The sequence below is a fragment of the Burkholderia sp. BCC0419 genome (assembly GCF_902830285.1).
GTDB lineage: Bacteria > Pseudomonadota > Gammaproteobacteria > Burkholderiales > Burkholderiaceae > Burkholderia.
Window position 1 is genome coordinate 33,907 of sequence record NZ_CADESR010000007.1, and the last position, 13,496, is coordinate 47,402.

Below are 13,496 nucleotides of genomic sequence, written 5' to 3' on the forward strand. Positions count from 1 at the left end.
AGGACAGGAAAACGAAATGACCCAAGCCCAGACCGCCGCCGTGCAACCCGACGCGATCCCCGTGGCCGCTCCGGCGCCGCAGCGCTGGCGCGTCGCCGACGTCGTCGCGCTGTTCGAGCTGCCGTTCAACGACCTGATGTTCCGCGCGCAGCAGGTGCATCGCGAGCACTTCGACGCGAACGCGGTGCAGCTGTCGACGCTGCTGTCGATCAAGACGGGCGGCTGCGAGGAAGATTGCGGCTACTGCTCGCAGTCGTCGCACCACGACACGGGCCTGAAGGCCGAGAAGCTGATGGACGTCGACACGGTGCTCGACGCCGCGCGCGCGGCGAAGGCGAACGGCGCGAGCCGCTTCTGCATGGGCGCCGCGTGGCGCAACCCGAAGGAGCGCCACATGCCGGCGCTGACCGAAATGGTGCGCGGCGTGAAGGAACTCGGCCTCGAGACCTGCATGACGCTCGGCATGCTCGAGGACGAACAGGCGCAGCAGCTCGCCGACGCGGGCCTCGACTACTACAACCACAACCTCGACACGTCGCCGGAGTTCTACGGCCAGGTGATCTCGACGCGCACGTACCAGGACCGCCTCGACACGCTCGACCGCGTGCGCGACGCGGGCATCAACGTGTGCTGCGGCGGCATCATCGGGATGGGCGAGTCGCGCCGCGAACGCGCGGGCCTGATCTCGCAGCTCGCGAACCTGAACCCGTATCCGGAATCGGTGCCGATCAACAACCTCGTCGCGATCGAAGGCACGCCGCTCGAAGGCACCGCGCCGCTCGATCCGTTCGAATTCGTGCGCACCATCGCGGTCGCGCGCATCACGATGCCGAAGGCGGTCGTGCGCCTGTCGGCCGGCCGCGAGCAGCTCGACGACGCGATGCAGGCGATGTGCTTCCTCGCGGGCGCGAACTCGATGTTCTACGGCGACCAGCTGCTGACGACGAGCAACCCGCAGACGCAGCGCGACCGCGCGCTGTTCGAGCGCCTCGGCATCCGCGCGAGCCAGGCCGGCGCGCTGGCGGAAAACGCGTAAGCGATAGCGGCCGGCGGGCCGCGCCCGCCAACGAAAAAGCCGGGGCGTGCCCCGGCCTTTTTCATCCGATTGTCTGCACCGGATTGCCCTGCGCGTCGCGGATCACGGTCTTCTCCACGCGCCAGCGCACGCCGTCGAGCCCGTCGATCGCATACTCGCCGGCGCGCGGCTTCAGCGTTCCCGCGAGCGCTTGCACCGTCGAGTCGGTGAGCCGCAGCGTCAGCGTGCCGTCTTCGTCGGTCACGCCGTTCGCGTCGCCGCGCACGAACCGCACCGCGCCGTCGTGACCGACGAGGCGAAACGGCCGGTCGAACGGCAGCCGCAGCGGCAGCAGCGTGACGAGTTCGTCGACCTGCCGCGCGCCGACGGTGATCTCGATCACCGGCGCGCGCAGCAGCCGCTTGCGGGTGTCCCATCCGAGCACGTCGGTGAACAGGTAGCCGCTCGCCGAGCCGTCGCGCTGCGTGCCCGCGTCGACCTGCTCGCGCACGTCCGCGCGTTCGAGCAGCGACGCGCGGCCGAGATCGGTCACCCAGAGCGGCATGTGCGGCAGCAGCGTGTCGAGCAGCGCGCGCGTGCGCCAGCGCTTCGCGGCGCGCTCCTCGTCGAGCGTCAGCCCGACGACCTGCAGGAACGCGAGACGGCCGTGCGGTGTATCGATCGCCGGCAGTTCCGGATCGAACGCGAAGCCCATCGAGCAGAGCGCCGTATCGGTATCGAGCGCGATCGGGCCATTGGCCGTCATCCAGTGGCCATCGTCGAACGCGTTGCCGCTCTGGAACACGTAGCGCGCGAGATTCTGCAGGAAGCTGAACACCCAGCGCGGCGGTTCTGCGTCGTCGGCCGCGCATGCGACGCGCATCGTCAGCTCGAATCCGAAGCCGCTGACGGCCGGATCGTCCGATTCCTTCGCATACAGCTCGCTCAGCCCGTACGTGACGAAATGCCAGTGCGGCACGGGCGCCGTGCGCTGCCATACGCTGATCCCATCGAGCGGATCGGGGCCGCCGAACCGCCACTTGACCAGCGTGCCGTAATGCTTCGGCTCCTGGCCCGGATAGAGGCGATCGAGCGCACCGTCGATCGCGTCCCAGCCCGGCGCGGCATCGTCGTCCGCGCCGTCGTGCGTGTCGTGCGTGGCTTCGCTCATGTGGCCTTCTCTCCCCGATGATGTTCTGGTGTGTCGTGTCCGTGCGCGCGTCACACGTGCGACGCCGCGCCGTCGAGCGCCGCGCGCACGCGTTCGACGCGCTGCGCGTCGACCGGCGCCAGCACCTCGCCGCGCGGCCGCACGCCCGAGCCGAAATGCACCGCGCGCACGCCGGTGGCGCGCACGAAATCGCCGACCGCGTCGATCGTGAGCCCCGAGCCGGCCAGCACCGTGCAGGTCGTGTCCGCCGCCTGCCGCACGAGCCGCGTGATCGTCGCGACCGCATCGAGCACCGACGGATGGCCGCCCGACGTCAGCACGGACGTGACGGCCGGCACGCGCAGCAGCGCGTCGAACGCGGCGTTCAGATCGCGCGCGACGTCGAACGCGCGGTGGAACGTGAGCGCGCGCCCGTCCGCGGCGGCGGCGATGTGGGCCAGCGCGCCGAGATCGACGTCGCCGCGCGCATCGAGCGCGCCGAACACGACGCCGTTCGCGCCGGCCGCGACGGCCGCGCGCACGTCGCGCTCGATCACGCGCAGGTCGTCGGCGTCATAGACGAACGAGCGGCTGTGCGGACGCACGATCACGTTGACGGGAATCGGCACGGCGGCCACGACGGCCTCGATCAGGCCGACGCTCGGCGTCAGCCCGCCTTCGGTGATCGCGGTCACGAGCTCGAGACGGTCGGCGCCCGCGCGGGCGGCAACCTTCGCATCGCCGACGGTCGTGGCGATCACTTCGAGGAGAACGGAAGAAGCGGCGTGTCGGTTCATGGGCGGCCCGCGAATCGTCTGGACAATTCGCGCATCCTAGCCGAGCCGCGTGACGGACGCCAGCGTCCCGGCGGCCGTGTACTTCAGCCGCGCCGCACGAGCCAGATCCCGACGAGTGCGGACAACGCCGTCACCGCGGTGCCGGGCACGAACCTGAACATCCGCGCGTCGACGTGCGCGCCCTGCGGCTGCATCACGTCGACGAGCGCCGGTGTGAGCATGAGCATCCCCCAGCCGATCATCCCGAGCGCGGTGGTCGCGGCCGCGACGAGCAGCACGATGCCCGCGCCGCGCGCACGCGGCCGGAACGCGCCGGCAAACGCGCCCGCCGCCAGCAGCACGGCCGACACCGCGAACAGCACGGCGACGAATATGACCGTCGCGCCCGCCTGGCCGACTTTCATGAACGCGACCATCTGCGCGGCGATCACGCAGAAGCCGGCGATCGAGAACAGCACGATCGCCAGCGCGTTGCGCACGACGCTCACACGAGGGCCTGCCTGAAATACGCGGTCGCGGGGCGTCGGAACAGCAGGTAGATGAACAGCGCGAACAACAGGACGCCGGGGATCAGCACCGCGAGCATCGACACCGGCATGTTGATCAACGAGAACGCGATGCCGATCACGAACGTCACGATGTACGCCTTGCGCGACCACTCGCGCCCCTTGAGGATCGCGATGCCGATCACGACGTTCGCGGCTTCGATGATCACGCTGATGCCGAGCGTCGCCCAGACGGGCAGCAGGTAGTGCGACAGCAGCGCCTGGGTGGTCGGCATGCCGATCGAGAACGGTGTATAGACGCAGGTGATCGCGTTGGTCACGATGATGACCCACGCGAGGATGGTCAGCGAAAGCGGTCGCTTCATGGTGTTTTCCTTTTTTTATTCGCCGCCATGGTGGCCCCCGGGACGGCGCGAGCGCGGTCACGATGGCCGCGCTCGCGCCATTGTCGGGGAAGCGCGCGGCGAACGCAACGGCCGCCCCCGCGCCCTGCGCCGCGCCGCCGCGCGCCGATCGCCGCATGCGAACCGTGCGTCGCTACGCTGCTTCGGCCTCGTCGTCGACCCAGTCGATATCGCCGCACAGCACGCGCTGCGCATCGCCGACGCGCACGGCCACCGACAGCGTCACGCACGGCTGCGCCTCGTTGATCGACAGGTACGGCCGCGTGACCTGCACGCGCCCCGGTTCGGCGATCGCCGAGCGGAAATACGGCCGGCGCAACCAGTTCGCGCCCTGCGCGTCCGCCAGCGGCGAAAAGCGCGCCTCGGCCAGCGCGCGATCGGCGCGCAGCACGACGTTGCGGCCCGACTGCCGGCCGTGTGCATCGAGCAGGAAACAGCGCGCGGCCGCGTCGAGCGCGAGGAAGTTCCAGCACACCTCGTCGAGCGGCTCGCCGGCCTCGAGACGCTCGGCCGCCCGTTCGAACGCGCGCAGGTACGGTGCGAGCCGCTGCGTGTCGCGCCGCTCGCGCGCTTCGGTCTGCTGACGAAAGCGCTCGGTCAGCTCGCCGATGCAGCCGGTCGCGGCCGCGCTGTCGGGCAGCCCCGGCGCCGGCCGGCCGAAGTAGTAGCCCTGCACGAAATCGGCCTCGCACGACAGCGCGATCTGCGCTTCGTGCTCGGTCTCGATCCCTTCGACGAGCACCAGCTTGCCGGCCTCGTGCAACAGCGTCACGAGCCCGTGCAGGATCGCGGTGAGCCCCGTGCGGTGCGCCGCGTGCGACAGCATGATCCGGTCGAGCTTCACGATGTCCGGGTTCAGTTGCCAGATCCGCTCGAGGTTCGAGTGGCCCGCGCCGAAATCGTCGAGCGCGATCAGGAAGCCGTGCGAGCGGAACTCGCGCACGGCCTCCGCGAGCCGCTCGACGTCGTCCGCGCGCTGTTCGAGCACTTCGAGCACGATGCGCCGCGCCGGCATGCCGAGCCGCTTCAGGTTCGCAAGCAGCGCGGCCGCCTGGAACGGGTCGGTGAGCACGCCCGGATTGACGTTGAGAAACAGCCACTCGCGCTCCGCGCCGAGCAGCGCGAAGTTCTCCAGATGCAGCGCCTGCGCGAGCCGGTCGAGCTGCAGCAGTTCGCCCCGGCGCGCGGCTTCGCCGAATACGTCGAGCGGCGACACGGCGCGGTCGAGCGCATCGTGCGCGCGCAGCAGCGCCTCGTAGCCCACCGCACGCTGGTGCGACAGGCTGAATATCGGCTGGAACACGGTCGTGAGCGTCAGGTCGCGGTGCTGCGTCGCCAGCCGTTCCAAGCCGGAGCTCATCTCCCGCTCGAACCGGTACGGCGACGCGGCGGCCGGACGCTCCTGTTGCACGATCGTCATGCCTTCCTCCTCGTGATGCACTCAGGCGCGACGTCCTGCGTAACGGACGACCAACGGAACGGCGCGCAATGTCATTGGTTGGACCCTCGGTTGCCCGGCGCAAGCCGGACGGCTGCTCTCCCTGAAGCAAGCTCCGTGCGAGGTGCCGACAACCCGTGCGCCACGCGGCTGTGCCGGGCTGCCGCACCACCGTGGCGCGCCTTCGACGCACCATTTCCGTGCGCACGCACCGACCACTTGAGCGCATCCGTCACGTCGGCACGCTACACTCCGTACGATCGTTTCATTCCGCGTCATTCGCCGTATCGATGGAAATCGTTTTCACAGTCCTCATTCTGCTGCTGACCGTCGCGCTGTCCGGCGCCGTCACGCGTCTCCTGCCTTTGCAACTGCCGCTGCCGCTGATGCAGATCGCATTCGGCGCGATGCTCGCGTGGCCGAAGCTGAACCTGCACGTCACGTTCGACCCTGAAATCTTCATGCTGCTGTTCATTCCGCCGCTGCTGTTTGCGGACGGCTGGCGGATTCCGAAACGCGAGCTTTACCTGCAGCGCCGCGCGATCCTGATGCTCGCGTTCGGGCTCGTGTTCATGACGGTACTCGCAGTGGGCTACTTCGCGCATTGGCTGATTCCCGAGTTGCCGCTGCCGATCGCGTTCGCGCTCGCGGCGGTGCTGTCGCCGACCGACGCGGTCGCGCTGTCCGGCATCGCCGGCCGTGGCCGCATTCCGCCGCAACTGATGCACATCCTCGAAGGCGAGGCGCTGATGAACGACGCGTCGGGCCTCGTCGCGCTGAAGTTCGCGATCGCGGCCGCGCTGACGGGCGTGTTCTCGCTGCGCGCCGCGTCGGTCACGTTCGTGATCGTCGCGGCCGGCGGGCTCGTGACGGGCGCGATCGTGTCGTGGGTGTTCAGCGCGCTGTCGACGCGCTTCCTGAATGCCGAGCAGGAAGGCGACCCGGCCCCCGGCATCGTGATGACGCTACTGGTGCCGTTCGCGGCCTACCTGTTCGCCGAGCATCTCGACCTGTCGGGCGTACTTGCGGCCGTGTCGGCCGGGATGATGATGAATTACACGAGCTTCTCGCGCAAAAGCACCGTCGCGTCGCGCGTGCGCGCCGAAAGCACGTGGGCGATGATCGAGTTCGTGTTCAACGGCATGGTGTTCATCATGCTCGGGCTGCAACTGCCGCACATCATCGGCCGCGCGCTCGTCGACGCGCACCATACGAGCGACGCGCTGGTCGGCCGCATGATCTTCAACGTGTGCGCGATGATGCTCGCGCTGTATGCGATCCGTTTCCTGTGGGTGTGGCTGCTGCGCTGGTTCGCGAGCCGCCGCGCCGCACGCCGCGGCCTCGCCGGCACGATGGCCGGCGTGCGCACGATCGCGGTGATGACGGTCGGCGGCGTGCGCGGCGCGGTCACGCTCGCCGGCGTGCTGTCGATCCCGGTCGCGCTGTCCGACGGCGCGCCGCTGCCGGGTCGCGACACCGCGATCTTCATCGCGTCGGCCGTGATCCTCGGCTCGCTGATCGTCGCGGTGATCGGCCTGCCGCTGCTGCTGCGCGGCGTGCGCTCGACGCGCAACCCGCTCGGCGACGAGGAACGCATCGCACGCTCGGCCGCCGCGCAGGCCGCGATCCGCGCGATCGATTCGTCGCACGACGCGATCTCGGCCGATCTCGACGAATCAGGCGCGGCACGCTGCGCGGACATTTCCGCACGCGTGATGGACCAGTACCGCCGCCGGCTGGCCGCGCTGGCCGAGGACGGCCCCACGCCGCGCGCGGAAGCGAAACAGGCCGAAACGATGGAGCTGCAGATGCGGATCGCGGCCGTGCGTGCGGAACGCTCGGCGCTGTACCGGCTGCGCAGCGACAGCAAGATTTCCGACGAGACGCTGACGAAGCTGCTTCGCGAAATCGACCTGTCGGAAACCGCGCTGTCGACGCGCAAGAAAGGCATCGTCTGACCGTGAGGCAGCGCGGCGGCCTGCCGTGCTGCCGGGTTTGAAGCCGGCCCGAGGCCGAGCCCCGTGTTACCCGGGGCTCGGCCTTTTCGTTTGGGCTCGCGCGTTCGCAGCCGCGTCTTCAGCGGGTTTCAAAAAAATTAAACAATACATCCTTATTATTTAATACAGGCCGACACGATACCGGTTCCCGCTCGTACGTCGACACGGTCGATTCCATGCGGATCGGTCGCTTCATGCGTCGTCGGCAACGGGCGACGCCCGGAATCGCTGATCCGGTGCATGCGAAGCTTGCCCCGCCTCATTCCACTTTCGTCGCAATCCTAATCAAGACGCGCACGTCATCGTCCGCGAAACAACCCACCCCATGATCAAACCCCTCTCGCTCCAGAGCCGCCGACGCTTTCTCGCACAAGGCACCGCCATCCTCGGCAGCGGCATGCTGTCCGCCTGCGGCGGCGATTCGATCGACTCCGCCGACGCATCCGCCCGCTTCGCCGACGACTTCGTGTGGGGTGTCGCCACCGCGGCGCCGCAAATCGAAAGCCGCGACGGCCGAGGCCGAAGCAACTGGGACGTGTTCGCCGACCAGCCCGGCACGATCGCAGACGGCTCGACGAACGCGCGCTGCATCGAATTCGAGCAGCGCTACCCGGGCGACCTCTCGCTGCTCGCGAACGCGGGCGTCCAGGCGTTCCGCTTCTCGACCGCATGGCCGCGCGTGCAGCCGGACGGCGCCGGCGCGCCGAGCGATGCGGGCCTCGCCACCTACGACCGCATGGTCGATGCGATGCTGGCGCGCAACCTCACCCCGTACCTGACGTTGTTTCACTGGGACATCCCCGTATGGGCCGGCGATTTCCGCGACCGCGATATCGCGTACCGGCTGGCCGACTACGCGCAGATCGTGTCGCGCCGCGTCGGCGACCGGGTCAAGCACTGGATGATGCTGAACGAGCCGAACGGCGTCGCGCTGTCGGGCTACGCATACGGCGCGTCGCCGCCGCGCGCGCAGTCGATGGGCGCGATGTTCGCCGCGATCCACCATCAGAATCTCGCGCAGGGATTGATGTTCCAGGCCGTGCGCGCGAACGTGCGGGGCGCCGCGCAGGTCGGCACGACGATCAGCGGGCGGCCCGTCCTTGCGGTAACGAATTCGACCGCCGACCAGGCCGCCGCCGCGCAGTTCGACGCGATCTGGCATCGCGCGTTTCTCGATCCGTTGTACGGCAAGGGCTATCCGGCCGAGCTTCAGGCGGCGCTGGCGCCGCTCGTCCAGCCCGGCGACATGACGACGATCGCCGCAAACCCGGATTTTCTCGGCGTGCAGTATTACAACTGCTTCTACGTGAAGGCCGGCGCCGGCGGCACGGGCTTCACGCTGGCCGCAAGCCCGGCGAACGAAATCCAGACGATGGGCTATCCGGTCGAGCCGTACGGGATGTCCGAGATGCTGCTGCGCGTCCACCGCGACTATGGCGCGCCGCGCATCCTCGTCACCGAGACCGGCTTCGCGATCGCCGAACCCGCGCCGAGCGGCGGCTTCGTCGACGACGGTCCGCGCATCGACTATCTCGCCAGCTATCTGAACGCCGCACACGATGCGTATCGGCAGGGCGTGCGCCTGCACGGGTTGTTCTACTGGGCCGGCATGGACAGCTGGGAATGGTCGAGCGGCTTCGCGAAGAAATTCGGGCTGATCCACGTCGACCCGGCCACGCAGGCACGCCTGCCGAAACGCAGCCTCGCGTACTACTCGCGCTGCATCGCGGGCAATCGCGTCGCGTAGGCGGCGAGAGCGGCAAGAGCGACGCGGGCGGGCACGGCGCGAACCGATGTGCCCGGCTACCCGCGGCGTCCCGCCAGCCCCTCGCGTGACGCGGTGCCCCGTTGCCGCGCCGGCTTGCCGGCGCGGATCACCGCGCCCGCGCCCCGCGTTCGCGCTACTTCGCGACGACGACCGGAATCCCCTTCAGCATCCCTGCGCCCTTCATCTCGTCGAGTGCGTGCTGCACGGCCGCGCTCGTCGCCGCGTCGATGCCGAGCTGCAACGCGAGCTCGCGTTCCGCGCGCTTCACGCCGGCCAGGTTGCGCACCTTCACGTGGCCGAAGCCGCGCACGCGCGAGTGCAGATCGGCCAGTTGCACGACCTGCGCCGCATTGCCGGGGGTCATCGCGGCGAACGCACGCGCGAGCGTGGTCTCGTAGTCGTCGGCCAGCGCGCGCTCCATCTTGCGCTCCGCGGTGCGGCCGAACGGATCGAGCCACGTGCCGCGCAGGCTGCGCACGCGCGCCAGCATGCCGAGCACCGGCCACATCCACTGGCCGAACACGCGCTTCTTCGGCGTGCCGCCGTCGCTGCCGGCCTTCGCGACCGTCGGCGGCGCCAGGTTGAACTTCACGCGGTACGCGTGGCCCGGCACGCCTTCGAACTGCGCTTCGAGCGCCGTGCGGAACGCGTCGTCCGTGTACAGCCGCGCGACTTCGTATTCGTCCTTCACCGCGAGCAGCCGGTAGAACGTCGTCGCGACCGCACGCGTCAGCGTATCGTCGCCCTTCGCGCGCGCCGCGTTCACCAGCGCCCGGTAGCGCTCGACGTAGCGCGCGCCGCCGTATGCATCGAGGCGCGCTTCGCGATCGGCGATCAGCTCGGCGAGCGTCTCCGGCGCGGCGTGGGCGGCCACCGCATGCCGCGCGTTCCACAACGCGTCGAGGCCCGCCGCGTCGCCAGCCGCCATCCGGCCGATCGAGAACGCGAGCTTGTTCATCGGCACCGCGACATTGTTCAGCTCGATCGCGCGCATCATCGCGGCGAGCGACACCGGCACGAGGCCGAGCTGCCACGCGTAGCCGAGCATCAGGATGTTCGCGCCGATCGAATCGCCGAGGAATTTCGCGGCGAGCGCCTGCGCGTCGCAGCTCGACAGGTAGCCGTCGCCGGCCGCGTGGCGCATCTTCTCGAGCAGCGCATCCGCATGCAGGTTCGCGTCGGGGTTCTGCACGAACGACGCGTTCGGGATCCGGTGCGTGTTGACGACGATCCGCGAACGCGCGTGACGCACCGTCTGCAGCGCTTCGGCGCTCGCGCCGACGACCATGTCGCACGCGAGCAGCACGTCGGCCTGCTGCGTGTCGATGCGCACCTGGTTCAGCCAGCGGTCGCTCGACGCGATCCGCACGAACGACAGCACCGAGCCGCCCTTCTGCGCGAAGCCCATGAAGTCGAGCACCGACGCGCTCTTGCCTTCGAGGTGCGCGGCCATGCTGATCAGCGCGCCGACCGTCACGACGCCGGTGCCGCCGACGCCCGTCACGAGCATGTCGAACGGCGCCGCGTCGAGATGCGTCGCCGGCACCGGCAGCGCGTCGACGCGCGCGGCGAGCGCCGCCTCGTCGAATGCGGCGCCGGCCGCCTTCTTCAGCGCCGCGCCTTCGACCGTCACGAAGCTCGGGCAGAAGCCGTTCACGCACGAATAGTCCTTGTTGCACGACGACTGGTCGATGCGGCGCTTGCGGCCGAGCAGCGTCTCGAGCGGCTCGACCGACAGGCAGTTCGACTGCACGCCGCAGTCGCCGCAGCCTTCGCACACCGCGTCGTTGATGAACAGGCGCTTGTCCGGGTCGGGAAATTCGCCTTTCTTGCGGCGGCGGCGCTTCTCGGCCGCGCAGGTCTGGTCGTAGATCAGCACGGTGACGCCCGGCGTCTCGCGCAATTCGCGCTGCACCGCGTCGAGTTCGCTGCGGTGATGGAACGTCGTGCCGGTCGGGAACTGCCCGTGATGGCCGTCGTACTTCTCCGGTTCGTCCGACACGACGACGAAGCGCGACACGCCTTCCGCCTCGACCTGCCGCGCGATCTGCGGCACCGAGATGCTGCCGTCGACCGGCTGGCCGCCCGTCATCGCGACTGCGTCGTTGTAGAGGATCTTGTACGTGATGTTCGTTTTCGCGGCGACCGCCTGGCGGATCGCGAGGATGCCCGAGTGGAAGTAGGTGCCGTCGCCGAGGTTCTGGAACACGTGCTTCGTGTTGGTGAACATCGCGTGCGCGGCCCAGTCGACGCCCTCGCCGCCCATCTGGATCAGGCCCGTGGTGTCGCGCTCCATCCACGACGCCATGAAGTGGCAGCCGATGCCGGCCTGCGCGATCGAGCCTTCCGGCACCTTCGTCGACGTGTTGTGCGGGCAGCCCGAGCAGAAGTACGGCGTGCGCTTCACCGCGTCCGCCTCGTTCGACAGGATCTGCGGCGCGACGAGATCGACGACGCGTTCGCGGCGGTCGAGCGCCGGCTTGTGCCGCGCGAGCCAGGCGGCGAACACCGGCAGGATGCGCGACGGACGCAGCTCGCCGAGCTCGGACAGCAGGCACGCGCCGGCCGCGTCGTGCTTGCCGAGCACGCGCGGGCGCGCGCCTTCGGTGCGGTTGTACAGGTAGTCCTTGATCTGCTGCTCGATGACCGGGCCCTTCTCCTCGATCACCAGCACTTCGGCGAGCCCGTCGACGAAGGTCTCGAGGCGCGTCATTTCGAGCGGATACGACAGGCCGACCTTGTAGATCCGCACGCCGGCCGCGTCAAGATCGGCGACCGTCAGATCGAGGCGGCGCAGCGCTTCCATCAGGTCGAGGTGCGCCTTGCCGCAGGTGACGATGCCGACGTTCGCGTGCGAGCTCGGCGCGATCCACTTGTCGATGCTGTTGGCGCGCGCGAAATGGCGGACGGCGTCGAGCTTCGCCGCGAGGCGCGCCTCGATCGTGAGGCTCGGCAGGTCGGGCCAGCGATTGTGCAGGCCGCCCGCGGGCGGCGTGAAGCCTTCCGGCGCCGGCCAGCGCGTCTGCAATGCATCGAGGTCGACGGTGGAGCCGGACTCGACCGTTTCCGAGATCGCCTTGAAGCCGACCCACGCACCCGAGTAGCGCGACAGCGCCCAGCCGTACAGGCCGAATTCGAGCATGTCGGCGATGTTCGACGGGTTCACGACCGGCATGTGCCACGCCATCATCGCGAAGTCGCTCTGGTGCGGCATCGACGACGACACGCAGCCATGGTCGTCGCCCGCGACGACCAGCACGCCGCCGTGCGGCGACGAACCGTACGCGTTGCCGTGCTTCAGCGCGTCGCCCGCGCGATCGACGCCCGGGCCCTTGCCGTACCACATCGCATACACGCCCTCGACCGTGCGCTCGGGGTCGGCCTCGACCCGCTGCGTGCCGAGCACGGCCGTGCCGCCGAGTTCCTCGTTGATCGCGGGCAGGAAGCGCACGCCGCTCGTGTCGAGCAGTTTCTTCGCCTTCCACAGCTGCTGGTCGACCATGCCGAGCGGCGAGCCGCGATAGCCGCTGACGAAGCCGGCCGTGTCGAGCCCCTGTTCGGTATCGACCGCGCGCTGCATCAGCAGCAGGCGGACCAGCGCCTGCGTGCCGGTCAGGAAGATCCGGCCGCGCGTCGCGGTCAGGTTGTCGGTCAGGCGGTAGTCGGACAGGGCAGGCGGGCCGTCGACGGGCAGGCGGGCGGTCATGGGGGGAAGTCTCCGGATTGTGCTGTTCTGGGCCGTGCGCGGCGGAGCGTCGGATGACGCAGGGTGCCGGCAGCGAATGGCTCTATTTTTTCGCGCGCAGCCGAGAATGTTTTTCCTCATCTTGCTCGGACCGGCGCGCAGCGAGAAAAACTGCGCAGCTTTTTGCCGGGATTTGAGAGAGTTCTCGCGCGGGGTGCTGGCGCGCGATGGGTGGCGCGTCGGGGCGGTCGGGTGGTTTGGCGGAAAAGGCGGTGCAGGTCGCCAGGGCTGCCGCCTGCCCGGCGATCGGCTCTCGAACCCCGTCCGACAAGGGTTTCGGCGGCATCGGGCCGTCACCCTCACCGTTGAAATGCACAGCGTTCCGATTGGTCGGCGGCGACGGATGTCCACAATGCCGCACCCTTCGGCCGATCGGGCTCGCGCGCTCACCGTTCGATTGCACAGCATTTCGAGTGGCGTCGGGGCCGGGATGTCCACGTCCGGAATCGGCATGCGGGGCGCTCGGGCCGCGACGCTCACCGTTGAAATTCACAGCTTGGCGAGTGGATGCCGGTGGCGGATATCCACGTCGGACACCGCGCGTTTCGTCGGTCCGACTTTCACTCTCACCCTTCGAATACACAGGGTCGAGAGTGGGCTTCCCGATCGAATATCCCCGTCCGAACGCGCATGCCACGCGCCTGCCGTCCCGCACTCACCGTTGAAATTCACAGGG

9 protein-coding genes are annotated in these 13,496 nt (G+C 69.1%); 3 read left to right on the forward strand and 6 right to left on the reverse strand.

What is annotated here, in order from left to right:
* Positions 1 to 16 precede the first annotated feature (16 nt).
* Complete coding sequence (gene bioB / locus HWW87_RS27010; RefSeq protein ID WP_174389901.1) at positions 17 to 1,036, forward strand: biotin synthase BioB; 1,020 nt, start codon at positions 17 to 19, stop codon at positions 1,034 to 1,036.
* A 61-nt stretch (positions 1,037 to 1,097) separates the two neighbouring features.
* Here the strand turns inward: bioB and HWW87_RS27015 are convergent, their stop codons facing one another.
* The 5 genes from HWW87_RS27015 to HWW87_RS27035 all read right to left on the reverse strand — a co-directional run bounded on the left by HWW87_RS27015 (position 1,098) and on the right by HWW87_RS27035 (position 5,292).
* The gene (locus tag HWW87_RS27015) at positions 1,098 to 2,186 is read right to left on the reverse strand and encodes a suppressor of fused domain protein (RefSeq protein ID WP_175822880.1); all 1,089 of its coding nucleotides are present in this window, start codon (positions 2,184 to 2,186) and stop codon (positions 1,098 to 1,100) included.
* A gap of 50 nt (positions 2,187 to 2,236) precedes the next feature.
* Positions 2,237 to 2,962, reverse strand: coding sequence for a copper homeostasis protein CutC (locus tag HWW87_RS27020; protein WP_175822881.1), 726 nt, complete (start codon positions 2,960 to 2,962; stop codon positions 2,237 to 2,239).
* Positions 2,963 to 3,045: 83 nt separating this feature from the next.
* Positions 3,046 to 3,450: a hypothetical protein gene (locus HWW87_RS27025; RefSeq protein ID WP_175822882.1), complete on the reverse strand. Its 405-nt coding sequence runs from the start codon at positions 3,448 to 3,450 to the stop codon at positions 3,046 to 3,048.
* Positions 3,447 to 3,833 (reverse strand): hypothetical protein, encoded by a 387-nt coding sequence (locus tag HWW87_RS27030; protein WP_175822883.1) that lies wholly within the window; start codon positions 3,831 to 3,833, stop codon positions 3,447 to 3,449. Before HWW87_RS27030 ends, HWW87_RS27025 begins: the two co-directional genes overlap by 4 nt.
* 172 nt (positions 3,834 to 4,005) lie before the next feature.
* A complete protein-coding gene (locus tag HWW87_RS27035) occupies positions 4,006 to 5,292 on the reverse strand; it encodes an EAL domain-containing protein (protein WP_175822884.1) in 1,287 nt (428 codons plus the stop codon).
* Positions 5,293 to 5,600: 308 nt separating this feature from the next.
* Here HWW87_RS27035 and HWW87_RS27040 point away from each other — a divergent pair, with 308 nt between their 5' ends.
* Both HWW87_RS27040 and HWW87_RS27045 read left to right on the forward strand, forming a co-directional pair.
* On the forward strand, positions 5,601 to 7,268 hold the full coding sequence (locus HWW87_RS27040; RefSeq protein WP_175822885.1) for a Na+/H+ antiporter: 1,668 nt from the start codon (positions 5,601 to 5,603) through the stop codon (positions 7,266 to 7,268).
* 364 nt (positions 7,269 to 7,632) lie between these two features.
* Complete coding sequence (locus HWW87_RS27045) at positions 7,633 to 9,054, forward strand: family 1 glycosylhydrolase (RefSeq protein WP_175822886.1); 1,422 nt, start codon at positions 7,633 to 7,635, stop codon at positions 9,052 to 9,054.
* A gap of 154 nt (positions 9,055 to 9,208) precedes the next feature.
* On the opposite strand, the gene HWW87_RS27050 is transcribed toward HWW87_RS27045, so the two are convergent.
* Positions 9,209 to 12,781 (reverse strand): indolepyruvate ferredoxin oxidoreductase family protein, encoded by a 3,573-nt coding sequence (locus HWW87_RS27050; protein ID WP_175822887.1) that lies wholly within the window; start codon positions 12,779 to 12,781, stop codon positions 9,209 to 9,211.
* Positions 12,782 to 13,496 lie beyond the last annotated feature (715 nt).

Coding starts and splice junctions, on each gene's coding strand:
- HWW87_RS27030 (WP_175822883.1), bottom strand. CDS start 3,833: ATGAAGCGACCGCTTTCGCTGACCATCCTCGCGTGGGTCATCATCGTG.
- HWW87_RS27015 (WP_175822880.1), bottom strand. CDS start 2,186: ATGAGCGAAGCCACGCACGACACGCACGACGGCGCGGACGACGATGCC.
- HWW87_RS27050 (WP_175822887.1), bottom strand. CDS start 12,781: ATGACCGCCCGCCTGCCCGTCGACGGCCCGCCTGCCCTGTCCGACTAC.
- HWW87_RS27040 (WP_175822885.1), top strand. CDS start 5,601: ATGGAAATCGTTTTCACAGTCCTCATTCTGCTGCTGACCGTCGCGCTG.
- bioB (WP_174389901.1), top strand. CDS start 17: ATGACCCAAGCCCAGACCGCCGCCGTGCAACCCGACGCGATCCCCGTG.
- HWW87_RS27035 (WP_175822884.1), bottom strand. CDS start 5,292: ATGACGATCGTGCAACAGGAGCGTCCGGCCGCCGCGTCGCCGTACCGG.
- HWW87_RS27045 (WP_175822886.1), top strand. CDS start 7,633: ATGATCAAACCCCTCTCGCTCCAGAGCCGCCGACGCTTTCTCGCACAA.
- HWW87_RS27020 (WP_175822881.1), bottom strand. CDS start 2,962: ATGAACCGACACGCCGCTTCTTCCGTTCTCCTCGAAGTGATCGCCACG.